At 67.0% G+C, this 25937-nt stretch carries 21 protein-coding genes and 1 tRNA gene; 15 read left to right on the top strand and 7 right to left on the bottom strand.

Annotated elements, in window-relative coordinates:
- Positions 1-218 precede the first annotated feature (218 nt).
- The 5 genes from ACSX1D_RS01120 to rfbD all read left to right on the top strand — a co-directional run bounded on the left by ACSX1D_RS01120 (position 219) and on the right by rfbD (position 3797).
- Positions 219-294 (top strand) — tRNA-Thr (locus ACSX1D_RS01120).
- Positions 295-448: 154 nt separating this feature from the next.
- Positions 449-1504 (top strand): dTDP-glucose 4,6-dehydratase, encoded by a 1056-nt coding sequence (gene rfbB / locus ACSX1D_RS01115; protein ID WP_439860613.1) that lies wholly within the window; start codon positions 449-451, stop codon positions 1502-1504.
- Between the two features lie 12 nt (positions 1505-1516).
- On the top strand, positions 1517-2389 hold the full coding sequence (rfbA, locus tag ACSX1D_RS01110; protein WP_439860612.1) for a glucose-1-phosphate thymidylyltransferase RfbA: 873 nt from the start codon (positions 1517-1519) through the stop codon (positions 2387-2389).
- Positions 2386-2931, top strand: a complete 546-nt coding sequence (gene rfbC, locus ACSX1D_RS01105) for a dTDP-4-dehydrorhamnose 3,5-epimerase (RefSeq protein WP_439860611.1) — start codon at positions 2386-2388, stop codon at positions 2929-2931. The genes rfbA and rfbC overlap by 4 nt, the downstream gene beginning before the upstream one ends.
- Entirely contained in the window at positions 2928-3797 is an 870-nt protein-coding gene (gene rfbD / locus ACSX1D_RS01100) for a dTDP-4-dehydrorhamnose reductase (protein WP_439860610.1), read from the top strand. Before rfbC ends, rfbD begins: the two co-directional genes overlap by 4 nt.
- 16 nt (positions 3798-3813) lie before the next feature.
- On the opposite strand, the gene ACSX1D_RS01095 is transcribed toward rfbD, so the two are convergent.
- The gene (locus tag ACSX1D_RS01095) at positions 3814-5439 is read right to left on the bottom strand and encodes a methyl-accepting chemotaxis protein (protein ID WP_439860609.1); all 1626 of its coding nucleotides are present in this window, start codon (positions 5437-5439) and stop codon (positions 3814-3816) included.
- 186 nt (positions 5440-5625) lie between these two features.
- On the opposite strand from ACSX1D_RS01095, the gene ACSX1D_RS01090 reads away from it, so the two are divergent.
- The 5 genes from ACSX1D_RS01090 to dctM all read left to right on the top strand — a co-directional run bounded on the left by ACSX1D_RS01090 (position 5626) and on the right by dctM (position 12202).
- Positions 5626-7440 (top strand): sensor histidine kinase, encoded by a 1815-nt coding sequence (locus ACSX1D_RS01090; protein ID WP_439860608.1) that lies wholly within the window; start codon positions 5626-5628, stop codon positions 7438-7440.
- Positions 7437-8831: a sigma-54-dependent transcriptional regulator gene (locus ACSX1D_RS01085; RefSeq protein WP_439860607.1), complete on the top strand. Its 1395-nt coding sequence runs from the start codon at positions 7437-7439 to the stop codon at positions 8829-8831. Before ACSX1D_RS01090 ends, ACSX1D_RS01085 begins: the two co-directional genes overlap by 4 nt.
- Before the next feature lie 305 nt (positions 8832-9136).
- On the top strand, positions 9137-10129 hold the full coding sequence (gene dctP, locus ACSX1D_RS01080) for a C4-dicarboxylate TRAP substrate-binding protein DctP (RefSeq protein ID WP_439860606.1): 993 nt from the start codon (positions 9137-9139) through the stop codon (positions 10127-10129).
- A 145-nt stretch (positions 10130-10274) separates the two neighbouring features.
- The gene (locus ACSX1D_RS01075) at positions 10275-10922 is read left to right on the top strand and encodes a TRAP transporter small permease (RefSeq protein ID WP_439860605.1); all 648 of its coding nucleotides are present in this window, start codon (positions 10275-10277) and stop codon (positions 10920-10922) included.
- Positions 10919-12202, top strand: a complete 1284-nt coding sequence (dctM, locus tag ACSX1D_RS01070; protein ID WP_208707976.1) for a TRAP transporter large permease — start codon at positions 10919-10921, stop codon at positions 12200-12202. Before ACSX1D_RS01075 ends, dctM begins: the two co-directional genes overlap by 4 nt.
- Positions 12203-12395: 193 nt before the next feature.
- Here dctM and ACSX1D_RS01065 read toward each other — a convergent pair whose 3' ends face one another.
- The gene (locus ACSX1D_RS01065) at positions 12396-14048 is read right to left on the bottom strand and encodes an acyl-CoA synthetase (RefSeq protein ID WP_439860604.1); all 1653 of its coding nucleotides are present in this window, start codon (positions 14046-14048) and stop codon (positions 12396-12398) included.
- A gap of 249 nt (positions 14049-14297) precedes the next feature.
- On the opposite strand from ACSX1D_RS01065, the gene ACSX1D_RS01060 reads away from it, so the two are divergent.
- Positions 14298-16205, top strand: coding sequence for a beta-ketoacyl synthase (locus ACSX1D_RS01060; RefSeq protein WP_439862247.1), 1908 nt, complete (start codon positions 14298-14300; stop codon positions 16203-16205).
- A gap of 156 nt (positions 16206-16361) precedes the next feature.
- On the opposite strand, the gene cysQ is transcribed toward ACSX1D_RS01060, so the two are convergent.
- Together cysQ and nudE are read right to left on the bottom strand one after the other, a co-directional pair.
- Positions 16362-17183 carry a 3'(2'),5'-bisphosphate nucleotidase CysQ gene (cysQ, locus tag ACSX1D_RS01055; protein WP_439860603.1) on the bottom strand — a complete coding sequence of 274 codons (822 nt, stop codon included), beginning with the start codon at positions 17181-17183 and terminating at the stop codon, positions 16362-16364.
- Positions 17180-17746 (bottom strand): ADP compounds hydrolase NudE, encoded by a 567-nt coding sequence (gene nudE, locus ACSX1D_RS01050; protein ID WP_208707973.1) that lies wholly within the window; start codon positions 17744-17746, stop codon positions 17180-17182. Before nudE ends, cysQ begins: the two co-directional genes overlap by 4 nt.
- A gap of 136 nt (positions 17747-17882) precedes the next feature.
- Here nudE and yrfG point away from each other — a divergent pair, with 136 nt between their 5' ends.
- Entirely contained in the window at positions 17883-18539 is a 657-nt protein-coding gene (yrfG, locus tag ACSX1D_RS01045) for a GMP/IMP nucleotidase (protein ID WP_439860602.1), read from the top strand.
- A 124-nt stretch (positions 18540-18663) separates the two neighbouring features.
- A complete protein-coding gene (gene fdhD, locus ACSX1D_RS01040) occupies positions 18664-19509 on the top strand; it encodes a formate dehydrogenase accessory sulfurtransferase FdhD (RefSeq protein ID WP_439860601.1) in 846 nt (281 codons plus the stop codon).
- Positions 19510-19658: 149 nt separating this feature from the next.
- On the opposite strand, the gene ACSX1D_RS01035 is transcribed toward fdhD, so the two are convergent.
- Positions 19659-20594: a LysR family transcriptional regulator gene (locus ACSX1D_RS01035; RefSeq protein WP_439860600.1), complete on the bottom strand. Its 936-nt coding sequence runs from the start codon at positions 20592-20594 to the stop codon at positions 19659-19661.
- A gap of 248 nt (positions 20595-20842) precedes the next feature.
- Between ACSX1D_RS01035 and ACSX1D_RS01030 the strand changes: the two genes are divergently transcribed.
- Together ACSX1D_RS01030 and ACSX1D_RS01025 are read left to right on the top strand one after the other, a co-directional pair.
- Complete coding sequence (locus ACSX1D_RS01030; protein ID WP_439860599.1) at positions 20843-21907, top strand: hypothetical protein; 1065 nt, start codon at positions 20843-20845, stop codon at positions 21905-21907.
- The gene (locus ACSX1D_RS01025) at positions 21904-22482 is read left to right on the top strand and encodes a c-type cytochrome (protein ID WP_439860598.1); all 579 of its coding nucleotides are present in this window, start codon (positions 21904-21906) and stop codon (positions 22480-22482) included. The genes ACSX1D_RS01030 and ACSX1D_RS01025 overlap by 4 nt, the downstream gene beginning before the upstream one ends.
- 271 nt (positions 22483-22753) lie before the next feature.
- Here ACSX1D_RS01025 and ACSX1D_RS01020 read toward each other — a convergent pair whose 3' ends face one another.
- Together ACSX1D_RS01020 and fdhF are read right to left on the bottom strand one after the other, a co-directional pair.
- The gene (locus ACSX1D_RS01020; protein ID WP_256625539.1) at positions 22754-22996 is read right to left on the bottom strand and encodes a formate dehydrogenase subunit delta; all 243 of its coding nucleotides are present in this window, start codon (positions 22994-22996) and stop codon (positions 22754-22756) included.
- Between the two features lie 82 nt (positions 22997-23078).
- Positions 23079-25922 (bottom strand): formate dehydrogenase subunit alpha, encoded by a 2844-nt coding sequence (gene fdhF / locus ACSX1D_RS01015; protein WP_439860597.1) that lies wholly within the window; start codon positions 25920-25922, stop codon positions 23079-23081.
- Between the last annotated feature and the right edge of the window lie 15 nt (positions 25923-25937).

The raw sequence follows: 25937 nt of genomic DNA, 5'->3' as shown, positions 1-25937 counted from the left end.
CGCGCGCTATCTGCTGCTTTTTTGGCCAGCTGATAAATATCAACAAAAACAGCCCCTTACGAAAAACCGTGAGCAACCTCACAGATTGCCTCGGCATCAACCACGCCCGCCTACCCATTGTGCATAAGCACCTGGCTGCTGATAGCCAAGACTGTTTCGTTCTGCGCCGGAACGGCTTTACTCGCACAGACTAATGGATATAATGGCGACCCTTCAGTGCCGGTATAGCTCAGCTGGTAGAGCAACTGACTTGTAATCAGTAGGTCCCGGGTTCGACTCCTGGTGCCGGCACCATCAAGACCAAAAGGCCTGCAGCGATGCAGGCCTTTGTCGTTTCTGCGCCCCGGTATGATTGGGGCGCCCTGCCAAGCAATGCTTGCAGCCGCCACTTTCAGCCGACAAGCTAGGCGGTGCACCCGCGGCCTGGACTACGAGGCAAGTCTCTCTCATGCGCATACTGGTCACCGGCGGCGCCGGCTTTATTGGCTCGGCACTGATCCGCCATCTGTTGAACGAAACCGAGCACCAGGTGCTCAATCTGGACAAGCTGACGTACGCCGGCAACCTCGAGTCCCTGGCTAGTGTCGCCGACAACCCACGCTATCAGTTTCTCCAGGCCGACATCGGCGACCAGCCCAAGGTGGCCGAGGCCCTCGCCGAATTCCAGCCAGATGCGCTGATGCACCTGGCCGCCGAATCCCATGTCGACCGCTCCATCGATGGCCCGGCCGCGTTCATCCAGACCAACATCGTCGGCACCTACAGCCTGTTGGAAGCGACCCGCAGCTATTGGTCGGCGCTGCCAGAAGCGCGCAAGCAGGCGTTCCGCTTCCACCATATTTCCACCGATGAGGTCTACGGTGACCTGCACGGTGTCGACGACCTGTTCAGCGAAACCACGCCCTACGCCCCCAGCTCACCCTATTCGGCGAGCAAGGCGGCCTCGGACCATCTGGTGCGCGCCTGGCAGCGCACCTACGGGCTGCCGGTGCTGCTGACCAACTGCTCGAACAACTACGGTCCCTATCACTTCCCGGAAAAGCTGATCCCCCTGGTGATCCTCAACGCCCTGGATGGCAAACCTTTGCCGGTCTACGGCAACGGTCAGCAGGTGCGCGACTGGCTGTACGTCGAAGACCACGCCCGCGCCCTGCTCAAGGTGGTGACCGAGGGCCGGGTCGGCGAGACTTACAATATCGGCGGCCACAACGAACAGAAGAATCTGCATGTGGTGGAGAGCATCTGTGCGCTGCTGGATGAACTGGCGCCGCGTCAACCGGGCGGCGCCTACTGCGAGCAGATTACCTTCGTCGCCGACCGCCCCGGCCACGATCAGCGCTACGCCATCGACGCCAGCAAGATCGAGCGCGAACTGGGCTGGAAGCCCGAGGAAACCTTCGCCAGCGGCCTGCGCAAGACCGTGCACTGGTACCTGGACAACCTCGACTGGTGCCGCCGCGTGCAGGACGGCAGCTATCAACGCGAGCGCCTCGGCGCCCTCTAAGGAGCAGCACCCATGAAAGGCATCATCCTCGCCGGCGGCTCCGGCACCCGCCTGCACCCGATCACCCTGGGCGTGTCCAAGCAGCTGCTGCCGATCTACGACAAGCCGATGATCTACTACCCGATCTCGGTACTGATGCTCGCCGGCATCCGTGACATCCTGATCATCTCCACCCCCCACGACCTGCCGCAGTTCGAGAAGATGCTCGGCGACGGCAGCCAGTTCGGCGTGCGCTTCAGCTACGCCGAGCAGCCTACACCGGATGGTCTGGCCCAGGCCTTCCTGATCGGCGAGTCGTTTATCGGCGACGACTCGGTGTGCCTGATCCTCGGCGACAACATCTTCCACGGCCAGCACTTTGGCGAACAACTCAAGCGCGCGGCGAGCCACGACGAAGGTGCCACCGTGTTCGGCTACTGGGTCAGCGATCCGCAGCGCTTCGGCGTGGTCGAATTCGACGCCCAGGGCCACGCCGTTTCCATCGAGGAGAAGCCGGCCAAGCCGAAGTCCAGTTATGCAGTCACCGGCCTGTATTTCTACGACAACGACGTGGTCGAGATCGCCAAGGCGGTCAAACCCTCGGCCCGTGGCGAGCTGGAGATCACCGACGTCAACAATGCCTACCTCAAGCGTGGCGACCTGCGGGTCGAGCGCTTCGGCCGCGGCTTCGCCTGGCTCGACACCGGCACCCACGACAGCCTGCTGGAGGCGTCGCAATACGTGCAGACCATCGAGCACCGCCAGGGCCTGAAGGTCGCCTGCCTGGAGGAGCTCGCCTTCCAGAATGGCTGGATCGATCGCGACCAGCTGCTCAGCCAGGCCCAGGCTTTCGGCAAGACCGGTTACGGCCAGTACCTGTTCAAGCTGGCGGAGGAGCATGCATGAACGTCATCCAGACCGATCTTCCCGGCGTACTCATCCTCGAGCCCAAGATGTTCGGCGATGAGCGTGGCTTCTTCTACGAGAGCTTCAACGCCCTCGCCTTCGCCGAGGCCACCGGCCTGACCCGCGAGTTTGTCCAGGACAACCATTCGCGCTCGCAGCGCGGCGTGCTGCGCGGCCTGCACTACCAGGTGCAGCAAGCCCAGGGCAAGCTGGTGCGGGTGACCGCCGGCGAGGTCTACGACGTGGCCGTGGATATCCGCCGCGCCTCGCCGACGTTCGGCCGCTGGATCGGCGTGCAGCTGTCAGCCGAGAACAAGCGCCAGCTATGGGTACCGGAAGGCTTTGCCCACGGCTTCCTGGTACTCAGCGAGTTCGCCGAATTCCTCTACAAGACCACCGACTACTACGCTCCGGCCCATGAGCGCTGCATCCGCTGGGACGACCCGAACCTGGCCATCGACTGGCCCCTCGCCACGGCGCCGCAACTGTCGGCCAAGGACCAGGCCGGCCTCACGCTCAACGAGGCGGAGCTGTTCCCATGAAGATTCTGTTGCTCGGACAGCGCGGCCAGGTCAGCCGCGAACTGCAACTGTGCCTCGCGGGCCAGGGCGAGCTGCTCGTCCGTGGCCGCGAACAGCTGGATCTGGCCGACCCGCAACAGATCCGCCAGCAGCTTCGCGCGCTGCGCCCCGGGTTGATCATCAATGCCGCCGCGCACACCGCGGTCGACCAGGCCGAAAGCGAGCCCGAGCTGGCCTTCGCGATCAATGCCACGGCCCCCGGCGTACTGGCCGAGGAGGCGGCGGCCCTGGGCGCGCCGCTGATTCACTACTCCACCGACTACGTGTTCGACGGCGGCAAGGCGGCCCCCTACACCGAGGACGACACGCCGAATCCGCTGGGCGTCTACGGTCAGAGCAAGCTGGCTGGCGAGCAGGCCATCCGGGCCGTCGGTGGCGAGCACCTGATCCTGCGCACCAGCTGGGTGTATTCGCTGCATGGGCGCAATTTCCTGCTGACCATGCAGCGTTTGCTGCAGGAGCGCGACACGCTCAAGGTCGTGGCCGACCAGATAGGCGCTCCCACTTGGGCCGGTAGCATCGCCCGCGCCAGCGCCGAACTGATCGCCCATTGGCGCGCCGGCCGGGCCGGCCCCTGGGGCACCTACCACCTGACGGGTCAGGGCGAGACCTCCTGGTTCGGCTTTGCCAGTGCCATCGCCGAGCAACTGCGCGCCCAGGGCAAGCCTGTCGCCCGGCTCGAAGCGATTCCCACCAGCGCCTATCCGACCCCGGCGCAGCGGCCGCTCAACTCGCGGCTCGACTGCACGCGCCTGCAGCGCGACTGGCATACCCAGCTGCCGGACTGGCATGACGCCTTGCTGGAGTGCCTGGCCAGCCCGCGCTGAGTGCGGTCTGCCCAGACTACGCCGTGAAGCGCTCCACCTGCGACTGCAGATCCGAGGCGAGCTGAGCCAGGTCGCGACTGGCCAGCGAGCTCTGTTCCGCACCGCTGACCACACCGCCGATACTGTCGTTGAGGCTGCTCACGTTCTGGCTGATCTCGCTGGCCACCGCCGTCTGCTCTTCGGTCGCGCTGGAAACCTGGGCATTGCCATCGGCGATGCCCAGGATGGCACCGGCAATCTGCTCCAGCACCTCGCCCGAGCGCCGCGCATGGTCGACGCTGGCCTCGGCCTGTTCACGCGACTGCTGCATGGCGCCGACCGCCTGGCGCGCGCCGCCCTGTAGGGCATCGATCATGCCGCGGATCGACTCGGTGGCCTTTTGTGTGTTGCTCGCCAGACTACGCACCTCATCGGCCACCACGGCGAATCCGCGGCCCGCTTCGCCGGCCCGCGCCGCCTCGATGGCGGCATTGAGCGCCAGCAGGTTGGTCTGCTCGGCAATGCTCTGGATCACCGTCAGTACCTTGCCGATCTCATCGCTCTGGCTGTGCAGGCGATCGATCACTTCGCCCCCCTCCTGAATCAAGCGGGAGAGCTGCTCGATGGCCTGCAGGTTGGCCCGCACCAGGCCGCTACCACGCCGCGCGTCCTGACTGGCGGCGCTGGCGGCCTGGGCAGTGCTCTGGGCCGAGCGCGCCACCTCCAGCACCGCCGCGCTCATCTCATGCACCGCGGTTGCCACCATGTCGGTCTGCTGGCCCTGGGAAGTCGCCGCCTGGCTGACCTGCAGGCTGACGGTGCTCATCTGCTCCGAAGACGCCGCCAGCTGCGTGGTCGCATCGCGAAAGTGGCGAATCAATCCCTGCAGGTGCTCGAGCATGCTGTTGAACGCCTGGGCCGTGCTGGCCAACTCATCACGCCCTTCAACGGGGACCCGCAGGGTCAGGTCCGATGAGCGCTGCACCTCGTCAATCACCGCGCCCAGGCGCAGCAGGGGACGGATGATAGACAGGCCGACCAGCAACGCCGCGCCGAGCACCAGGATCAGCGCCAGAGCCCCCGCCAGCAGAAAGCCGGTCCTGATCCCCTGGTACTGCACCTGGGCCTCGTCGTTGAGCTTGACCCCTTCGTCCAGCTGCAGCTTGATCAAGGCCTCCAGCTCGCCGCTCAGGGGATCGATGGCCCCGTACAGACGCTCGTTGAATCCCTTCGCCTCATGGCCGCGCAACGTACCCTTGTCGACCTCGGCCAGTAACTCGTCGATCAGCCGATTGGCCTGGACGAACAGTGCCTGGGCGCGCTCGGCGCGGGCCGCTTCCTCCCGGGTCAGGTTGCTCGCCCGGTAGTCCGCCCAATGCTTGCTGATCCGCTCGCGCGCCTCGTGAATGCCATCGCGGAAGGTCGCCTCGTCGAACACCCCGGCACGGTACTTGTGCGAGGCATCGACGATGCTCACCGCGTAGGCGTCGGAGACGGTTTTCAGCTCGCTGATCGGCTGCATGCGATTGGCGAACAGCTCGGCGAATTTCTGGTTCAGCTGACTGGCATTGGACAGTGCCAGCGTGATGACCACCAGCAATACCAGCAGGGGAACCAGGGCCAATAGGAACAGGCGCGTACGCACCGTTAGTTGAGCTAGCATCTCAAACCCTCCACAGGTTCAGAACTGCGCTTGCCCATCCTTGAATTGCGCGAAGATGGGAACTCACCACGACGCGAGTCGTACTGCCTGAGCCCCAGCGGAGTATGGTCTAGAAATTGCTTTTTGTGCCATGTCGGCTAGTAGGCCTTCCCTCACCCCAGTTTCCCGAAACCAAGACAGAGTCCCATGCCCTCCACGCCCGCCCACCCTCACCGTCCGCGCTGGCGCAGCCTGGCCCTGCTGGCGCTCATCCTGGCGTCGCTGCTCTGGCCCCTGCAGCAGTTGGCCGAACGCTATTACCATGACGCGCTGGACAGGCAGAGCGGCCAGACCCTCGATCTCTACGTGGCCAACCTGCTCGGCACCTTGCGCCGCTATGAGGTGCTGCCACCGATCCTCAGCCAGCTGCCGGCGCTGCGCCAGCTGCTGCTGGAGGCCGACCAGGCCCCGCTGCGCGAGCGCGCAAACCGTCTGCTCGACGACCTGCAGCAGCAGACCGGCGCCGACGTGATCTACCTGATGGACGTCGACGGCCAGACCCTGGCGGCTTCCAACTGGCAGCGGCCGGACAGCTTCGTCGCGCGCAATTTTTCCTACCGGCCCTATTTCATCGAGGCCATGCAGGGCCGCGCCGGGCGCTTCTTCGGCCTCGGCACCACCTCGCGCAAGCGCGGCTATTTCTTCGCCTCTCCGGTGCGCGAGGGGCGGCAGATCATCGGCGTGCTGGTGGTCAAGGTCGACCTGGACCACAGCGAAACCCTCTGGGGCAGTCGCCCGGAACAGCTGCTGGTGACCGACAACCATGGCGTGGTGATTCTCACCTCCAACGCCGATTGGCGCTTCCATGCCACCCGCAAGCTGGACAAGGCCGAGCGGGCGACCATCGCCGACACCCAGCCCTACCTGATCCAGTCGCCGCCGCCGCTGCGCCTCGATGAAAGCGCCTGGTTGCGCCAGACCCGCGACCTGGAGGACATCGGCTGGACGGCCAGCATTCTCGCGCCGCGCAGCCTGCTCGACCGCCCCGTGCGCGCGGCCGTTGCCATCGGCGGCGCCGCGCTGCTGGTGCTCATCCTGCTGCTCGGCCTGCTGATGCAACGGCGCCGCCACTACCTCGAGCGCATCGCCCTGGATGCGCGAGCCCGCCAGCAGCTGGAGCAGCGCGTGCAGGAGCGCACCCAGGACCTGGAGCGGCTCAACAGCCGCCTGAAGCAGGAGGTGCTGGAACGCGAGCAGGCCCAGCAGGAGCTGGTGCGCGCCCAGGACGAGCTGGTCCAGGCCGGCAAGCTGTCGGCCCTCGGCACCATGAGCGCGAGCATCAGCCACGAGCTCAACCAGCCCCTGGCGGCGATCCGCAGCTATGCCGACAACGCCGGCGTGCTGCTCGACCACCAGCGCGGCGCGGACGCCCGCGAGAACCTGCGGCTGATCAGCCAGCTCACCGAGCGCATGGCCTCGATCATCGCCCACCTGCGCGCCTTCGCCCGCCGCGATCGCCACGCCCCGGAGAGCGTCGCCCTGCAGCCGGCCATCGACGATGCCCTGGCGCTGCTGGCCAAGCGCCGGCGGGGCTTGCAGGTCGAGCTGATTCGCGACCTGCCGGACGCCACCCTGTGGGTCCAGGCCGGCGAGACCCGCCTGCGCCAGGTGCTCGGCAACCTCCTGGCCAATGCCCTCGATGCCCTGGCCGAAGTGCCGCCGCCGCGGCGCCTGTGGCTCAGCGCCGGACGCACCGCCGAGGGCGTCGAACTGCAGCTGCGCGACAATGGCCCGGGCTTCTCCGCCGAGGCCCTGCAACGCGCCCGCGAGCCCTTCTTCACCACCAAGACCAGTGCCCAGGGCCTCGGCCTGGGCCTGGCGATCTGCGATACCCTGATGCGTGCCCTGGGTGGCGAGCTGCTGCTGGCCAACCACCCCGCCGGCGGCGCTCTGTTGACCCTGCGCCTGCGCACCGCCGAGCACGGCGTGAATATCCAGCCGCCTGAGGACTCTGCCCCATGACCCTGCCCCTCGACGCCCGCACCCAGGTCCTGCTGATCGACGACGATCCCCACCTGCGCCAGGCCCTGAGCCAGACCCTCGACCTGGCCGGCCTCAAGGTCGCCAGCCTGGCCGATGCCCAGGGCGCCGCCGCGCGCATCGAGCGCGACTGGCCGGGGGTGGTGGTCAGCGATATCCGCATGCCGGGCATCGACGGCCTGCAGCTGCTCGAACAGCTGCACCAGCAGGACCCGGAGCTGCCGGTGCTGCTGATCACCGGCCACGGCGACGTGCCCCTGGCGGTCCAGGCGATGCGCGCCGGTGCCTACGACTTCCTCGAGAAGCCCTTCCCCAGCGAGCACCTGCTCGACAGCGTGCGCCGCGCCCTGGCCCTGCGCCGCCTGGTGCTGGACAACCGCAGCCTGCGCCTGGCCCTGAGCGACCGCAACGAGCTGTCGGCCCGCCTGGTCGGCCAGTCTGCCGCCATGCTGCGCCTGCGCGAGCAGATCGGCGCCCTGGCCGGAATCGCCGCGGACGTGCTGATCCTCGGTGAAACCGGGGCCGGCAAGGAAGTGGTGGCGCGCGCCCTGCACGATCTGTCCAGTCGCCGCGGCGGGCCCTTCGTGGCGATCAACGCCGGCGCCCTGGCCGAGTCGGTGGTGGAAAGCGAGCTGTTCGGCCACGAGCCGGGCGCCTTCACCGGCGCGCAGAAGCGCCGCATCGGCAAGTTCGAGTTCGCCAACGGCGGCACCCTGTTCCTCGACGAGATCGAGAGCATGAGCCTGGAGGTGCAGGTCAAGCTGCTGCGCCTGCTGCAGGAACGGGTGGTCGAACGCCTAGGCGGCAACCAGCTGATCCCCCTGGACATCCGGGTGATCGCCGCGACCAAGGAAGACCTGCGCCAGGCCGCCGACCAGGGACGCTTTCGCGCCGACCTGTACTACCGGCTGAACGTCGCGCCGCTGCGCATCCCGCCGCTGCGCGAGCGCGGCGACGACATCCTGCTGCTGTTCCAGCACTTCGCCGACGCCGCCGGCAGCCGCCACGGCCTGCCGCTGCGCGAGCTGCAATCGGCCCAGTGCGCGCAGCTGCTGCGCCATCCCTGGCCGGGCAACGTGCGCGAGCTGCAGAACGTCGCCGAGCGCTTCGCCCTGGGCCTGGATCTGGACCTCGGCCTGCAACTCGAATCCCAGGCACGAAGCGACGACGCGACGCCGAGCGGCAGTCTCAGCGAGCAGGTGGAAGCCTTCGAGCGCGCCCTGATCGCCGCCGAGCTGAGCCGCCCCCACAACTCGCTGCGCAGCCTGGCCGAGGCCCTCGGCGTGCCGCGCAAGACCCTGCACGACAAGCTGCGCAAGCACGGCCTGAGTTTCGCCGATGCTGGCGGAAGCTCGCCAGACGAGACCGAATGACTGGCGGATATCCGCCAGATCCGCGGGCGCAGCCCTCGAGTTGGCTGCCCCCTGTTCCCCGGTAAGCGTCCCGCCCCCCCTCTAATGCGCCATCCACCAGCTGTAAAAGGGCCTGGCGCAGCGCCTGCCCATGGACTGGCACGGCGGTTGCTCTGCTCCTCTCAGGCGATCCACCAGGCTCGAGTCCAGGCCAATGCTGCCCAGCGTCCGTCGTGTTCCGACAGGCCGCCTAGACTGGAACCTGTTCGCCCGTTTCCGGCGCTGCGGCGCTCAACGCGATAAGCACAACAAGAGGAAGCACTCACATGTTCAAACTGACTGCCAAGGCGCTGGCGTGCGCCCTGTCCCTGACCATCGCCGGCCTGGCCCAGGCGGCCGATCCCATCGTCATCAAGTTCTCCCACGTGGTCGCCGAAAACACCCCGAAAGGCCAGGGCGCGCTGCTGTTCAAGAAGCTCGCCGAAGAACGTCTGCCGGGCAAGGTCCAGGTCGAGGTCTACGCCAACTCCTCGCTGTTCGGCGACGGCAAGGAAATGGAAGCCCTGCTGCTCGGCGACGTGCAGCTGATCGCGCCGTCCCTGGCCAAGTTCGAGCAGTACACCAAGCAGCTGCAGGTATTCGACCTGCCCTTCCTGTTCAACGACATCAATGCGGTCGACCGCTTCCAGCAGAGCGCCGAAGGCCAGGCGCTGCTCAAATCCATGGAAAGCAAGAACATCACCGGCCTCGGCTACTGGCACAACGGCATGAAGCAGCTGTCGGCCAACAAGGCCCTGCGTGAGCCGAAGGATGCCCGCGGCCTGAAGTTCCGCGTGCAGGCCAGCGCCGTGCTCGAGGAGCAGTTCAAGGCCGTGCGCGCCAACCCGCGCAAGATGAGCTTCGCCGAGGTCTACCAGGGCCTGCAGACCGGCGTGGTCAACGGTGCCGAGAACCCCTACTCGAACATCTACTCGCAGAAGATGCACGAAGTGCAGAAGTTCATCACCGAGTCCGATCACGGCGTGCTGGACTATATGCTGATCACCAACACCAAGTTCTGGAACGAACTGCCGGCCGATGTGCGCAGCGAACTGGAGAAGATCAACGTCGAAGTCGCCGCCGAGGTGAACAAGCAGGCCGACGCCCTGAACCAGGAAGCCAAGCAGGCCATCGTCGCCGCCGGCACCAGCGAGATCATCATGCTCACCCCGGAGCAACGCGGCCAGTGGCGCGACGCCATGAAGCCGGTCTGGAGCAAGTTCGAAGCGGAAATCGGCGCCGACCTGATCAAGGCGGCCGACGCGGCGAACCAGCAGTAAGGGCGACGCCGCCCGCGGCCGGACTTCCCGCCCGGGCGGCATAACGGCGCTGTCGCCGACAGCGCCTCGCCACACCCGGTGTGGTCGACGCCTACGCCCGACCCACCCCGTGCTTTTCCTTTCTGTTCACCGGGAGACTCGAACGATGAACGCCTTGCGGCGCGTCTGGGACCACTTCGAGGAGGGCTTTATCGCCTTCCTGCTGGGCACCATGACGCTAGTGACATTCGTCTATGTGATCCTCAACAACCTCTACACGGTGTTCTACAGCCTCGGCGACAGCTGGCCGGCGGCCAGCGAGCTGTTCTTCGCCATCGGTGACAACGTGATCGAGATGGCCCAGGCCATGACCTGGAGCATCGCCCTGACCAAGGCGCTGTTCGCCTGGCTGATCTTCTTCGGCCTGGCCTATGGCGTACGCACGGCCGGGCATATCGGCGTGGACGCCCTGGTCAAGCTGGCCAAGAAGCCCACCCAGCGGATCATCGGCCTGATCGCCTGCCTGTGCTGCCTGGGCTACGCCGGCCTGATCAGCGTGGCCAGCTTCGACTGGGTGCGCACCCTGCTGATCGCCGACATCGGCGCCGAGGACCTCGGCCACTACGGCATCCAGCAGTGGTACATCAATGCCATCGTGCCGTTCGGCTACGCCATGGTGTTCATCCGCTTCCTCGAAATCTTCGTGCGCATCCTGCGCAACCAGCAGACCGGCCTGGGCCTGGCCGACGAGGCCGCCGAGGCGATGAAGCTGACCGAGCACGATGACGACACGAAGAAGGACTCCAAGCCATGACCATCCTGTTCCTCTTCGCCCTGCTGTTCCTGCTGATGTTCATCGGCGTGCCGATCGCCGTGTCCCTCGGCCTGGCCGGCTCCATGACCATCATGCTGTTCAGTCCCGACTCGGTGCGCTCGCTGGCGATCAAGCTGTTCGAGACCAGCGAGCACTACACCCTGCTGGCCATTCCGTTCTTCCTGCTGTCCGGCGCCTTCATGACCACCGGCGGCGTGGCCCGGCGCCTGATCGACTTCGCCAACGCCTGCGTCGGCCATATCCGCGGCGGCCTGGCGATTTCCGCGGTGCTGGCCTGCATGCTGTTCGCCGCGCTGTCCGGCTCCTCGCCGGCGACCGTGGCCGCGGTCGGCTCCATCGCCATCGCCGGCATGGTGCGCTCCGGCTACCCCCAGGCCTTCGGCGCCGGCATCGTCTGCAACGCCGGCACCCTGGGCATCCTGATCCCGCCATCGATCGTCATGGTGGTGTACGCCGCGGCCACCGAGCAGTCGGTGGGCAAGCTGTTCATGGCCGGCGTGGTCCCCGGTCTGCTGCTCGGCGTGGCGCTGATGGTGGCGATCTACATCGTCGCGCGCAAGATGAACCTGCCGGCCATGCCGCGGGCCAGCCTGCGCGAGCTGATCGCCACCGGGCGCAAGGCGATCTGGGGCCTGCTGCTGATGGTGATCATCCTCGGCGGCATCTACTCGGGCATGTTCACCCCCACCGAGGCGGCTGCGGTGGCGGCGGTCTACGCCGGCTTCGTGGCACTGTTCGTGTACAAGGACATGACCATCCGCGAGTGCCCCAAGGTGCTGCTGGAGTCGGGCAAGCTCTCCATCATGCTGATGTTCATCATCGCCAACGCCATGCTCTTCGCCCACGTGCTGACCACCGAGCAGATCCCCCAGACCATCACCGCCTGGGTGATCGAGATGGGCCTGCAGCCCTGGCAGTTCCTGCTGGTGGTGAACATCGTGCTGCTGATCGCCGGCGCCTTCATGGAGCCCTCGGCGATCATCCTGATCCTCGCGCCGATCCTCTTCCCGATCGCCGTGCAGCTGGGCATCGACCCGATCCACCTGGGCATCATCATGGTGGTGAACATGGAGATCGGCCTGATCACCCCGCCGGTGGGGCTGAACCTGTTCGTCACCTCGGCGGTGACCGGCATGCCGCTGACCTCGGTGATCCGCGCCGCCTGGCCGTGGCTGATGCTGCTGCTGAGCTTCCTGCTGGTGATCACCTACATCCCGGCCGTATCCATGGCCCTGCCGAACTGGCTGGGGATGAACTGAACCCCGCCACCCTGGCTCCTCCTGTAGCCACTCCGCCCGGCCTTAGCGCCGGGCTTTTCTTCACTGATATCCAGACCCAGTAGCCCGGCTGCAATCCGGGGCGGCGGTGCCATGCCGCCAACCAACCCCGGATTGCATCCGGGCTACCTGTAGCTACTGCGCCTTCGCTTAGCTAAGCGGCGCCCGGAACCGCCTAGGCCGCCGTCTGCCCGCCCGCCGCCATGGCCCTGGCCTGCTCGCGCAGGACGAACTTCTGCACCTTGCCGGTGCTGGTCTTCGGCAGGTTGGTGAATACCACACAGCCCGGCGCCTTGAAGCGCGCCATGCGCTCCTGGCAGAAGGCGATCACCGCCTCGGCGCTGAGCTCTGCGCCCGGCTTGAGGGTGACGAAGGCGCAGGGGGTCTCGCCCCACTTGGCGCTGGGCATGGCCACCACCGCGGCCTCGAGAATCTGCGGATGGCGGTAGAGCACGTCCTCCACCTCGATGGAGGAGATGTTCTCGCCGCCGGAGATGATGATGTCCTTGGAGCGGTCCTTGATCTCCACATAGCCGTCGGCATGCCACACCGCCAGGTCGCCGGAGTGGAACCAGCCGCCGGCGAAGGCCTCGGCGGTGGCCGTGGGATTCTTCAGGTAGCCCTTCATCACTACGTTGCCGCGCATGAATATCTCGCCGATGCTCTGGCCGTCCTTGGGCACCGGCTGCAGGGTATCCGGGTCGGCCACCATCAGGCCGTCGAGCAGCGGCGCGCGCACGCCCTGGCGGGACTTGAGGCGCGCGCGCTGTTCCGCGCTCTCGCCATCCCACTCGGCCTTCCACTCGCAGGCCACGCTGGGGCCGTAGGTCTCGGTCAGGCCGTAGACGTGGGTGACGCGGAAGTCCAGGGCCTCCATGGCCTCGATTACCGCCGCCGGTGGCGCCGCACCGGCGGTCAGCACCTTGACCGGCCGGGTCTTTAGCGCCTTCAGTTCATCGGCGGCGTTGGCCAGCATGTTCAGCACAATGGGCGCGCCGCAGAAGTGGTCGACGCCGTGTTCGGCCAGCAGCGGGTAGATCGCCTCGGCGCGCACCTGGCGCAGGCATACGCTGGTGCCGACGTAGGCGGCCAGGGCCCAGGGGAAGCACCAGCCGTTGCAGTGGAACATCGGCAGGGTCCACAGGTATACCGGGAAGCGCTGCATGTCCCAGCACAGCGCGTTGGACAGTGCGTTGAGATGGGCGCCGCGGTGGTGGTAGACCACCCCCTTGGGGTTGCCGGTGGTGCCGCTGGTGTAATTGAGGGCGATGGCCTGCCATTCGTCTGCCGGCATCTGCCAGGCGTAATCGGGATCGCCCTCGGCCAGCAGCGCCTCGTAGTCCAGCTCGCCGAGCAGCAGGCCGGCGGCATATTCCGGGTCGTCGATGCCGATGATCAGCGGCGGATTGCTCAGTTGGGCGACGGCGCGCTGCACCAGCTCGCCGAACTCCTTGTCGACCAGCAGTACCTTGGCCTCGCCGTGCTGCAGAATGAAGGCGATCGCCTCGGCATCCAGGCGCGTGTTGATGGCGTTGAGCACCGCGCCGCACATGGGCACACCGAAGTGTGCCTCGAACAGTGCCGGGCCGTTGGGCGCGATCAGCGCCACCGTGTCGCCCAGGCCGATGCCGCGCCCGGCCAGAGCCGAGGCCAGGCGGATGCAGCGGCTGTAGGTGTCGCCCCAGGACTGGCGCAGACGACCGTTGATCAGCGCCAGGCGCTGCGGGTAGACGCTGGCCGCCCGCTCGATGAAGCTCAGCGGACTGAGTGCCTGGAAGTTCGCCGCATCGCGCGGCATGCCGTGTTCGTAAGGGTTGACGCTGTTCATTGTTGTTCTCCAGCTCAAGCTTGGGCGCCATTAACCCTAGCAGCGGTAGGGCTTTATCCAAGCCCTACCTTGGTCGAAGCCGTGACTCACAGGTCATTAACCTCGTCAGCATAGGCATCCGAACAGTCGAGCCGGCGCTCGCCCCTACGGCCCTTGCGCGGGCCAGAGGGCTCCCGTCCCGTGCGACAAGCCGGCACCGCGTCAGCCGCGCCTGTCCTGACGAATTCATTTGAAGGAGTTTCCCACGTGATATCTCGCTTACCCGTGATCGTTGGCTTTGGTGGTTACAACGCTGCCGGGCGCAGCTCCTTTCACCATGGCTTCCGTCGCACCGTGCTCGAATCCATGGATACCCAGGCGCGCCAGGAAACCCTCGCCGGCCTGGCGGTGATGATGAAGCTGCTGCGGGTGGTCGACGGCGTCTACCAGGACCAGGACGGCAAGAGCCTGAGCCTGGCCGAGATCGACGCGCGCCTGGGTGAACAGATCCTCGCCTCGACCCTGGTGCGGCGCATCGAGAAGAGCTACCTGGACGTCGACGCCGCCCACTGGCAGAAGAGCATCACCCTCAGCGAGACCCCGGGCAGTCAGCTGAGTTTTATCGCCAGCCGCAAGCAACTGCCCGAACCGCTGCCGGCCAACTGGACGGTCGAGGAGCTCAACGCCGCCGAGGTGCGCGTCACCCTGCACGACAACTGCGAATTCAAGGTCGACAGCTACCGCGCCCTGCCAGTCAAGTCCGCTGGCCAGCTGCCCAGCGGCTTCGAGCCGGCCGAGCTGTACAACTCGCGCTTCCACCCGCGCGGCCTGAGCATGGCCATAGTCGGGGTGACCGACGCCCTGCGCTCCACCGGCCTGCCCTGGCAGTCGATCGTCGACCGCGTGGCCCCGGACGAGATCGCCGTGTTCGCCAGCTGCATCATGAGCCAGCTCGACGAGAACGGCTTCGGCGGCCTGATGCAGTCGCGCCTCAAGGGCGGCCGGGTCACCGCCAAGCAGCTGGCCCTGGGCCTCAACACCATGCCGGCGGACTTCATCAACGCCTACGTGCTCGGCAGCGTCGGCACCACCGGCGCCATCACCGGCGCCTGCGCCACCTTCCTCTACAACCTGCAGAAGGGCATCGAGCAGATCGCCACCGGCAAGGCGCGGGTGGTGATAGTCGGCAGCAGCGAGGCGCCGATCAACCAGGAGTGCATCGAGGGCTACGGCGCCATGGGCGCCCTGGCCACCGAAGACGGCCTGCGCCAGATCGAGGGCAAGGAGCAGGTGGACTTCCGCCGCGCCAGCCGCCCGTTCGGCGAGAACTGCGGCTTCACCCTGGCCGAGGCCTGCCAGTTCGTGGTGCTGATGGACGACGCCCTGGCCCTCGAGCTGGGCGCCGACATCCACGGCGCGGTGCCGGACGTGTTCATCAATGCCGACGGCTTCAAGAAGTCCATCTCCGCCCCCGGCCCGGGCAACTACCTGACCATGGCCAAGGCCGTGGCCAGCGCCGTGCAGCTGCTGGGCAGCGACGCCGTGCGCCAGCGCAGCTTCATCCACGCCCACGGCTCCAGCACCCCGGCCAACCGGGTCACCGAGTCCGAGCTGCTCGACCGCATCGCCGCCGCCTTCGCCATCGAGCAGTGGCCGGTCACCGCGGTCAAGGCGTTCGTCGGCCACTCCCTGGCCACCGCCAGCGGCGACCAGCTGATCGCCGCCCTGGGCAGCTTCAAGTACGGGGTGATTCCGGGGATCAAGACCATCGACGGGGTCGCCGACGACGTCCATCAGCAGCACCTGAGCATCGCCACCGAGGACCGCAAAGTCGGCGAGCAGGCGCTGGACGTGTGCTTTATCAACTCCAAGGGCTTCGGCGGCAACAACGCCAGCGGCGTGGTGCTGGCGCCCCATGTGGTCGAGCGCATGCTGCGCAAGCGCCATGGCGAAGCGGCCTTCGCCGACTACTGCGCGCGCCGCGAGCAGACCCGCGCCGCCGCCCGGCAGTACGACCAGCAGGCGCTGCTGGGCCAGCTGGACATCATCTACAACTTCGGCAACGACCTGATCGACGATCAGGCCATCGAGCTGGGCGACACCCAGGTCAAGGTGCCCGGCTTCGCCCAGCCCCTGGTGTTCAAGCAGGACGACCGCTACCGCGACATGCTCGACTGATCCGCGCAGGGTCAGTCCTGCGCGGCGCATTGATTGCCCCTGCTGTGGTGCGCGCGGCGCACCCTACGGCGGCTTTAGGCGGCCTTGCGAGAGATGTTGAGCGCAGCGAAACCCCGTAGCCCGGATGCAATCCGGGCTACCTCATCCCACTGAGTATCAGTCCAGGGCGCGGGCCAGCTGGATCAGTTCGGCGCGCCATTCGGCGGCGACCGGCAGGGCCAGGAAGGACGGGTTGAGCAGGGACTCGCGGGCCTCGTAGGTCAGCGTCTCGCCCTTGAGCGTCAGCACCTCGCCACCGGCCCCCTCCAGCACGCCCTGGGCGGCGGCGGTATCCCACTGCGAGGTCGGTGCCAGGCGCGGATAGCAGTCGGCCAAGCCCTCGGCCAGCTGGCAGAACTTCAGCGAACTGCCGACACTGGTCAGCTGCAGGTCGCCGAAACGCTCGCCGAGGCCCTCAAGCAGGCGCTCCTGGGCCGGGCTCGAATGGCGGCGGCTGGCGACCAGGGTGAAAGCCTGCGCCGGCGCCAGGCGCACGCTGATCGCCTGCTCCGTGCCATCGGCCTCGACCCTGCGGGCTCCCAGCCCGGCGCCGCCGTAATAGCAGCGGTCACTGGCCGGGATGCCGACCACGCCGAACACCACCCGTCCGCGCTCGATCAGCGCGACGTTGACGGTGAACTCCTCCGAACCGGCGATGAACTCCTTGGTGCCGTCCAGCGGGTCGACCAGCCACCAACGGCTCCAGCCGCTGCGCTCGCTCAGGGGAATGTTGGCCGCCTCCTCGGACAACACCGGGATGCTCGCGTCCAGCGCCCGCAGGCCATCGGCCAGCAGATGGTGGGCGGCCATGTCGGCCGCGGTCACCGGCGAGGCATCGGCCTTCTCGGTGACGGTCACGCCGGCGCGCCAGTGCGGCAGGGTCGCCTTGCCGGCGGCGCGGACCAGCTGGATCACCGCGGGAATCAGGGGGTGGTTCACAGGACGAAGTCTCCTCGTTGGCTGAGCAGGTCGCGCGCCAGGTACAGGGCGGCCAGGGCGCGCCCCTCGCTGAATTGGGGATGTTGCATCAGGCTCGACAGCTCGCGCAGGTTGACCCGGTCCACCCGCATCGGCTCCGGCTCGTCGCCCGGCAGGCGCTCCTCGTAGAGATCGCGGGCCAGCACCACCTGGATCTTCTGGCTCATGTAGCCGGGTGACAGGCTCAGCTCGGTGAGGTGTTCGAGCTGGCGGGCGCCGAAGCCAGCCTCCTCCTTGAGCTCGCGGTTGGCCGCCGCCAGCACGTCCTCGCCCGGCTCGATCAGGCCCTTGGGCAGCGACAGCTCGTACGCGTCGGTGCCGCCGCAATACTCCTCGACCAGCAGCGCATGCTCGGCGTCGGCCATCGCCACCACCATCACCGCGCCGTAGCCGACGCCCTTGCCGACCAGGCGCTCGTAGGTGCGCTCCACGCCGTTGGCAAAACGCAGCTGCAACTCCTCGACGCGGAACAGGCGACTGCTGGCGACTATCTCGCGGGCGAGTACGGTGGGCTTCTGGCGCATGGTGCGGCTCCTTGGCATGACCGGGCGGGTTATCATACCCCGGCTTTTTCCATTAGCCCCGCCGGAGATTGCGCGATGGACGACGGCCGCCGACCGAATCGCGACAGACTCCGCACCAGACGCCGAAGACCCTGCCATGCCGCCGTTACCCTGGAGCGAGATCGACACCGTCCTGCTGGACATGGACGGCACCCTGCTCGACCTGCACTTCGACAACCACTTCTGGCTCGAGCACCTGCCGCGGCGCTACGCCGAGCACCACGGCATAAGCCGTGAACTGGCCGACGCCGAGCTGCTGCCGCTGTTCCGCGAACATGCCGGCCAGCTGACCTGGTACTGCACCGACTTCTGGACCCGCGAGCTGAAGCTGTCGATCCGCGAGCTCAAGCGCGAGGTGGCCGAGCTGATCGCCCTGCGCCCGGACGCCGACACCTTCCTCAAAGCCCTGCGCGCCGCCGGCAAGCAGGTGGTGCTGATCACCAACGCCCACCGCGACTCGCTGTCGCTGAAGCTCGAGCGCATCGAGCTGGCGCCCTACTTCGAGCGCCTGATCAGCTCCCACGACTACGGCTTCCCCAAGGAGAACCAGCAGTTCTGGCACGCCCTGCGCCAGGACCTGACCTTCGACCCGGCGCGCAGCCTGTTCATCGACGACAGCCTGCCGGTGCTGCGCAGCGCCCGCGAGTTCGGCGTCGCCCACCTGCTAGCGGTGCGCCAGCCGGACAGCCGCCAGGGGCCGAAGGACACCGAGGAATTCGCCGCGGTCGAGGATTACCGCGCGCTGCTGCCATGAACCGCCCCCGGCCGTCGGCAAAAGCGACCCGCGGCTGCCTGCGCTCGGCATCGCCGCGCGCGACATTAGACGCCCGCGCCCCACGGGCTTAGGCTAGGCCCATAGCCCTTACGGAACGCCGAACATGCCGCGCGCCGCACTCGAATCGCCGACAGGCGAAAGCAGCAACGACCAGCCCCGGGATGCCTACGCCTACCAGGAACTGGATGGCGCCGGCGCGCGCGGCGAGGCGGTGCTGGCCGAGGAGTGTGCCCTGGCGATCAGCTACAACGGCATCAGCCACGCGGTGATGATGGTCTCGCCCTCGGCGGTGGAGGACTTCGTCGCCGGCTTCAGCCTCAGCGGCGGCCTGGTCGACGGCCTCGACGACATCTACGACATCCAGGTCAAGCGCGCCGGCGCCGCCCTGAGCGCCGAGGTGCAGATCAGCAGCCGCGCCTTCTGGGCCCTCAAGCAGCAACGGCGCAACCTGGCCGGCACCAGCGGCTGCGGCCTGTGCGGCGTCGAGGCACTGGAACAGGCACTGCCGCAACTCGACACCCTGACCGCCAGCCCGCTGCCGCCGGCCGAACACCTGCAGGGGCTGCGCGAGCGCATCGGCAGCGTGCAGCGCCTGGCCCGGCAGACCGGTGCCCTGCATGCCGCGGCCTTCGTCGACGGCAGCGGCGAGATTCGCCTGTGCCGCGAGGACATCGGCCGCCACAACGCCCTGGACAAGCTGATCGGCGCCCTGCTGCGCGAGCGCCTTGAGCCGCAGCCGGGCTTCGCCCTGGTCACCAGCCGCTGCAGCCTGGAACTGATCCACAAGGCGGTGCGCGCCAGGATCGGCACCCTGGTCAGCCTGTCGGCACCGACCAGCCTCACCGTGCAATGGGCACGCCGCCACCACCTCAACCTGATCCACCTGCCGCACCACAGCGCCCCGCGGGTGTACAGCCCGGCGCCGGCCGAAGCAGAGACTGAAGCCTAAGGTAGCGGCCATTGTCCGCCTGCTTAGGTGAAGGTACGGCCCGACTGGCAGGCCAAAGGTCCAGAGCAGGCGGCTGGGCCGTTCGTGCCGTCAATCCTGATGGATGACTCGCCTTTGAAGCGACGAACTAAATTGCGCGACGAAACCTTTCAGTCCCTCCTGAGGCCGGCTGCAATCTTCGGCCACGCCCCCTCCTTCGGATAGGCTCTCTCGAAGAACTCGACAAAGGCGCGCACCTTCGCCGGCAGGTAGCGACTACCCGGATAGACGAGCATCAGCGGCAGGGCCTCGACCGCATGCTCGGTCAGGAACGGATGCAACTGGCCGCTCAGAATGGCGTCCTGCACCAGTGGCTCCGGGACGTGGGCCACCCCCAACCCGGCGACCGCCGCGGCGATCGTCGCATCCAGGGAGGTGAGCCGCAGCCTGCCCCGAGGCGTAAAGGCGACCCGTTTACCGCTCTCTTCGAACTGCCAGTCACACCCACGCCGAGTCGAGGGTGACACGAACTGGATACAGTCGTGCCGGGACAAGTCCGCGATGCACTCCGGTACGCCGCGCCCCGCGAGATAGCTGGGTGCAGCGCAAACAAGCCAGCGCACCCTGGTCAGTTTTCGCGCGACCAGATCGGCGTCCTCCGGAATTCTGCCGCTGCGCAGCGCGCAGTCGATGCCCTCCTCGACGAGGTTTACCGAGCGATCGGTGATGATCACATCTACCGCAAGATCGGGGTAGTTCGCCATGAATTGCGCCAGATTCACAAAGAAGGCCAGGGGCACGATGGATTGGGCGACGGACACCCGCAGGCGGCCACGGGGCAGGGCGCGTGCGCTGGACAGGTTGTCTTCGGCTTCCGCGATATCCCCGAGTATGCGCACGCAGTCCTGATAGTAGGCGCGCCCCTCCTCGGACAGGCTGAGTCGCCGTGTCGTGCGGTTTAACAGGCGCACGCCCAGGCGCTCCTCCAGTTGCGCCACGGCGGTGGTTACCGAAGCACGGGACATATTCAGGCTATCGGCGGCCCGGACGAAGGCGCCGTGTTCGACCACCCTGACGAAGATCCGCATGCAGGCCAGCTGGTCCATCTCATTGTTCCGAATCGACGAATTATTCGTTCAGTGTATCGCCGTTTATCCCGCTGCTAAGTGCCAATAGAGTGCGCCCATCTAGCCACTGTAGAGACGTCGGCGCTGGCGGTGCCGTAGCGCTGGCCAGCAGACACAATGAGTGTGGAGAACGCTGCCATGAGCCCAAGTCCGTGCATTGCCGTTGTCGCCTCCGACGGCGCCCTGCAAGGCGCCCTGATTCGTGCGCTGCTGGCGGACCCACGGCCATGAAACAGCGGGCCGAGATGCCTTGGTGGCCTGCCGTACTCGCCGCGGCGCTTGGCCTTTCGCCGGCCCTAAGCCTCGCGCGGCCGGCGACAGATCCGGCGAGCGCCCCTCCGAAGCTGCTCAGCGAAACCGGGCTGTTCGCACCGGAATCCCGCGCTATAGCAAACGGCCTGTTGCCCTTCGCACCGCAATACCCCCTGTGGTCCGACGGCGCCGACAAACGCCGCTGGCTGTCATTGCCAACGGGCTTGGCCATCGATGCCGCGACCCCGGATTCCTGGGTTTTCCCCGAGGGCACAAGACTGTGGAAGGAGTTTGCCTACGCCGGCCGGCCGGTGGAAACGCGCTTTATCGAGCGCCTGGCGGACGGTTCCTGGCGCTACGCGGCCTATATCTGGGAAGCCGATGGCCGGGATGCGACGCTGGCCCCGGAAATTGGCGCGGCCCTGGCCGTCGCCGCGGCGCCGGGCGGCCGCTACGCCGTGCCCTCGCGCGATGATTGCCGCGGCTGCCATGAGGCCGGCCCGGTGCCGGTACTGGGTTTCAGCGCCCTGCAGCTGTCACCGGACCGGGATGGGCTGGCACTGCACAGCGCAACTGACGAGGCCGACACTGTCGACCTTGAGCAACTGTTGACGCGCGGACTGCTGCGCAACCTGCCACGGGCACTGCTCGAGCAGCCGCCGCGCATCGCCGCCAGGACACCGACGGAACGGGCAGCCCTGGGCTATCTACACGGTAATTGTGGCCACTGTCATAACGCGTCCGGACCGCTGGCGCTGCTGGAGCTGAGTTTGAACCAGGGCGCCGGCTCGGCCGCCGACGCCGAACGCAGCCTGCGCGCCACCGTAGGCCGGTTGAGCGAGTCGCGCCTGAACAATCTGGACACGCGCATCGTTCCCGGTGACGCAGCACGCAGCCTGCTCTTGGCGCGGATGCGCTCACGCAACCCCGTACTGCAAATGCCTCCGCTCGGCACGGCGCGGACGGATGCCCAAGCCAACGCTCTGATCGAGCAGTGGATCGTGCACGACCTTCCATTCCTACAGGAGATTTCACCATGAGAATCACAAGCGCAGTTCTTCACAGTGCCTCAGTGCTGTATCTGGCTTTCATGACCAGCGCCGCGCTGGCGGCGAGTGACACGGTGCAGAGCCATTCCGAGTACTCGACGGCCAGCGTGACCCGTGGCAAATACCTGGTCGATACAGCGGGCTGCCATGATTGCCATACGCCCTGGGTCATGGGGCCGGACGGTCCGGCGCCGGACATGAGCCGGGCGCTGTCCGGTCATCCCCAGTCGCTGCAGATGCCCCCCGCGCCCAAGCTGCCCGAAGGCCCCTGGCTGGTCAGCGGTGCGGCCACCAACACCGCCTGGGCGGGCCCCTGGGGCGTCAGCTTCACGGCCAACCTGACGCCGGACAAGGAAACGGGGCTGGGCAAGTGGACCGAACGCAACTTTATCGAGACCATCCGCACGGGCCGTCACCTGGGCCGTGGAAGGCCGGTCTTACCGCCCATGCCGATTCAGGTGTACCGGAATATGACGGACGGCGACCTGGCAGCGATCTTTGCCTACCTGCAGAGCATTCCCGCGGTGAACAACCGGGTTCCCACGCCGATCACTGCTGAAGAATAAGCAAGCGGTCGACAAATCTCTTAACCCCTTGCCCGCACAGTACAGAGCCCAGTCAACGCTGGGCTTTGTACTGTGCGCTCATCAAAGATCGCTAAACGACGAGGTTTACGCCTAGAACGGACTGAAGGGGCGTAGCCACCTAATCGGGCATGAGCTGCCTGCGTGGTCAGCAGCCCTTTTTCGCCGTCCATAACCGCGAACAAAAAACCCGCATTTCGCGGGCTCTTTGTTTTGCGTGGTACCTGAACCACGCCAGGTGCCGAATGATCGATCAGGCGCTGCGGGCCACCGGCTCGATATGCTCGCGCTCACCCTGCATGGCCTCGAGGACGAAGGGGCTCAGGCCCTCGCCGCTGCTGGCGTCGATGTGCGCGTAGAGCGCGGTGCGCATCTGCGGGTCCCATTGCTTCTTCAGGTGCAGGGCGAAATCCGCGCGGGCCTGCGCGGGATTCGGCTGGGAAGCGAAGAAGGCGCCGATCTGGTTGGCCATCTTGATCAGTTGCGTGGCGTTCATGCCCATCTGCGAACCTCTTTGCGCTCGAAGAGTGGAGGAAGAATGTCGGCGGGCCCTCACCCGGAGGGCCCGCCGGCGTCGGTCAGAGCTGGGTCACCTTGATCCGCGGCAGGAAGTCGAGCTGCTCCTGGGTGAAGCTCTGGAACTCCTTCTGCCATTCGGACGGCGCCTCGACCTTGCTCACCTGCACCGCGGTGACCTTGTACTCGGGGCAGTTGGTCGCCCAGTCCGAGTTGTCGGTGGTGATCACGTTGGCGCCGGACTCCGGATGGTGGAAGGTGGTGTAGACCACCCCCGGCTGCATGCGCTCGGTCACCACCGCGCGCATCACGGTCTCGCCGGCGCGGCTGTTGATGCCGACCCAGTCGCCGTCCTTGATGCCGCGGTCCTCGGCGTCCACCGGATGCAGTTCGAGCACGTCCTCGGAGTGCCAGGAGCTGTTCGAGGTGCGGCGGGTCTGCGCGCCGACGTTGTACTGCGAGAGGATGCGCCCAGTGGTGAGGATCAGCGGGCGCTTGCGCGAGGTGCGCTCCTCGGTCGGGATGTACTCGGTGACCATGAAGCGACCCTTGCCGCGCACGAAGGCGTCCTCGTGCATGATCGGCGTGCCGTCCGGCGCCTCGTCGTTGCACGGCCACTGGATGCTGCCCATGCGCTCGAGCTTGGCGTAGCTGACCCCGGTAAAGGTCGGGGTCAGGCTGGCGATCTCGTCCATGATCTGCGACGGGTGGCTGTAGTTCATCGGGTAGCCGAGGGCATTGGACAGCGCCACTGTGACTTCCCAGTCTTCCTTGCCGGCCAGCGGCGGCATCACCTTGCGCACCGGCGAGATACGCCGCTCGGCGTTGGTGAAGGTGCCGTTCTTCTCGAGGAACGAGGCGCCCGGCAGGAACACGTGGGCGAACTTGGCGGTCTCGTTGAGGAACAGGTCCTGCACCACCACGCATTCCATTTCCTTCAGCGCGTCGGTGACGTGCTGGGTGTCCGGATCGGACTGCGCCGGGTCCTCGCCCTGGATGTAGATGCCCTTGAAGGTGCCGGCATGGGCGGCGGCCAGCATGTTGGGGATGCGCAGGCCCGGCTCGTCGAGCAAGGACACGCCCCAGGCCTGTTCGAACTGCGGACGGATCACCGGGTCGGAGACGTGGCGGTAGCCCGGCAACTCATGGGGGAAGGAGCCCATGTCGCAGGAGCCCTGCACGTTGTTCTGCCCGCGCAGCGGGTTGACGCCGACGCCGGCGCGACCGATGTTGCCGGTGGCCATGGCCAGGTTGGCGATCGCCATCACGGTCGAGGAACCCTGACTGTGTTCGGTCACGCCCAGGCCGTAGTAGATCGCCGCGTTGCCGCCGGTGGCGTACAGACGCGCCGCGGCGCGCACCGAGGCGGCCGGCACGCCGGTGTTGGCTTCCATGGCCTCGGGGCTGTGGCGTGCGTCGGCGACGAAGTCGCGCCACTGCTCGAAGGCCTCGGCCTCGCAACGCTCGGCGACGAAGGCTTCGTTGACCAGGCCCTCGGTGACGATGACGTGGCCCAGGCTGTTGAGCAGGGCGACGTTGCTGCCGGGGCGCAACTGCAGGTGATGCTCGGCCTTGATGTGCGGGCTGCGCACCAGGTCGATGCCACGCGGGTCGGCGACGATCAGCTTGGCGCCCTCGCGCAGGCGGCGCTTGAGCTGGGAGGCGAATACCGGGTGGCCGTCGGTGGGGTTGGCGCCGATCACCAGCACCACGTCGGCGGCCAGCACCGAGTCGAAGTCCTGGGTCCCGGCGGACTCGCCGAGGGTGACCTTGAGGCCGTAGCCGGTCGGCGAATGGCAGACGCGGGCGCAGGTGTCGACGTTGTTGTTGCCGAACGCGGCGCGCACCAGCTTCTGCACCAGGTAGGCTTCTTCGTTGGTGCAGCGCGAGGAGGTCAGGCCGCCGACCGCGTTCTGCCCATACTGTGCCTGGATGTCCTTGAAGCGCTTGGCCGCGTAGCCGATCGCCTCGTCCCAGCTGACGGTGCGCCAGGGCTGGTCGATGCTGTCGCGGATCATCGGCGCCTTGATCCGGTCCGGGTGGGTGGCGTAGCCCCAGGCGAAGCGGCCCTTGACGCAGGAGTGACCGTGGTTGGCGTGGCCATCCTTGTTCGGCACCATGCGCACCACTTCGTTGCCCTTGACCTCGGCCTTGAACGAGCAGCCGACGCCGCAGTAGGCGCAGGTGGTGGTGACGCTGCGCTCGGCCTGGCCCATCTCGATCACCGACTTTTCCATCAGCGTGGCGGTCGGGCAGGCCTGCACGCAGGCGCCGCAGGACACGCACTCGGAGTCGAGGAAGTCCTCGTCCTGGCCGGCGGCCACCCGCGAATCGAAGCCGCGACCGTCGATGGTCAGGGCGAAGGTGCCCTGCACTTCTTCACAGGCGCGCACGCAGCGGTTGCAGACGATGCACTTGGCCGGGTCGTAGCTGAAATAGGGGTTGGACTCGTCCTTGGCCTCGGCCAGGTGGGTCTTCACCGGGTCGTAGCGCACCTCGCGCAGGCCGACCACGCCGGCCATGTCCTGCAGCTCGCAGTTGCCGTTGGCCGAGCAGGTCAGGCAGTCCAGCGGGTGGTCGGAGATGTACAGCTCCATGGTGCCGCGGCGCAGTTCGGCCAGCTTCGGGCTCTGCGTGCGCACCTTCATGCCCGGCTCCACCGGGGTGGTGCAGGACGCCGGATAGCCGCGGCGGCCTTCGATTTCCACGGTGCACAGGCGGCAGGAGCCGAACGGCTCGAGGCTGTCGCTGGCGCACAGCTTGGGCACGGAAATACCGGCCTCCTGGGCCGCGCGCATCACCGAGGTGCCGGCCGGCACGGTGATGGCGGTGCCGTCGATTTCCACCGTTACCGGGGCGCCGGTACGGGCGGGGGTGCCATAGTCGAGTTCACGATACAGGGCCATGAGGACGCCTCCGGA

The sequence above is a fragment of the Pseudomonas sp. MBLB4136 genome, assembly GCF_051904765.1.
Taxonomy (GTDB): Bacteria; Pseudomonadota; Gammaproteobacteria; order Pseudomonadales; family Pseudomonadaceae; genus Aquipseudomonas.
Note: the sequence above shows the minus strand (reverse complement) of the source record. Positions and strands in the feature narration are given on the sequence as shown.

Coding starts and splice junctions, on each gene's coding strand:
- rfbB (WP_439860613.1), top strand. CDS start 449: ATGCGCATACTGGTCACCGGCGGCGCCGGCTTTATTGGCTCGGCACTG.
- rfbA (WP_439860612.1), top strand. CDS start 1,517: ATGAAAGGCATCATCCTCGCCGGCGGCTCCGGCACCCGCCTGCACCCG.
- rfbC (WP_439860611.1), top strand. CDS start 2,386: ATGAACGTCATCCAGACCGATCTTCCCGGCGTACTCATCCTCGAGCCC.
- rfbD (WP_439860610.1), top strand. CDS start 2,928: ATGAAGATTCTGTTGCTCGGACAGCGCGGCCAGGTCAGCCGCGAACTG.
- ACSX1D_RS01095 (WP_439860609.1), bottom strand. CDS start 5,439: ATGCTAGCTCAACTAACGGTGCGTACGCGCCTGTTCCTATTGGCCCTG.
- ACSX1D_RS01090 (WP_439860608.1), top strand. CDS start 5,626: ATGCCCTCCACGCCCGCCCACCCTCACCGTCCGCGCTGGCGCAGCCTG.
- ACSX1D_RS01085 (WP_439860607.1), top strand. CDS start 7,437: ATGACCCTGCCCCTCGACGCCCGCACCCAGGTCCTGCTGATCGACGAC.
- dctP (WP_439860606.1), top strand. CDS start 9,137: ATGTTCAAACTGACTGCCAAGGCGCTGGCGTGCGCCCTGTCCCTGACC.
- ACSX1D_RS01075 (WP_439860605.1), top strand. CDS start 10,275: ATGAACGCCTTGCGGCGCGTCTGGGACCACTTCGAGGAGGGCTTTATC.
- dctM (WP_208707976.1), top strand. CDS start 10,919: ATGACCATCCTGTTCCTCTTCGCCCTGCTGTTCCTGCTGATGTTCATC.
- ACSX1D_RS01065 (WP_439860604.1), bottom strand. CDS start 14,048: ATGAACAGCGTCAACCCTTACGAACACGGCATGCCGCGCGATGCGGCG.
- nudE (WP_208707973.1), bottom strand. CDS start 17,746: ATGCGCCAGAAGCCCACCGTACTCGCCCGCGAGATAGTCGCCAGCAGT.
- yrfG (WP_439860602.1), top strand. CDS start 17,883: ATGCCGCCGTTACCCTGGAGCGAGATCGACACCGTCCTGCTGGACATG.
- fdhD (WP_439860601.1), top strand. CDS start 18,664: ATGCCGCGCGCCGCACTCGAATCGCCGACAGGCGAAAGCAGCAACGAC.
- ACSX1D_RS01035 (WP_439860600.1), bottom strand. CDS start 20,594: ATGGACCAGCTGGCCTGCATGCGGATCTTCGTCAGGGTGGTCGAACAC.
- ACSX1D_RS01030 (WP_439860599.1), top strand. CDS start 20,843: ATGAAACAGCGGGCCGAGATGCCTTGGTGGCCTGCCGTACTCGCCGCG.
- ACSX1D_RS01025 (WP_439860598.1), top strand. CDS start 21,904: ATGAGAATCACAAGCGCAGTTCTTCACAGTGCCTCAGTGCTGTATCTG.
- ACSX1D_RS01020 (WP_256625539.1), bottom strand. CDS start 22,996: ATGAACGCCACGCAACTGATCAAGATGGCCAACCAGATCGGCGCCTTC.
- fdhF (WP_439860597.1), bottom strand. CDS start 25,922: ATGGCCCTGTATCGTGAACTCGACTATGGCACCCCCGCCCGTACCGGC.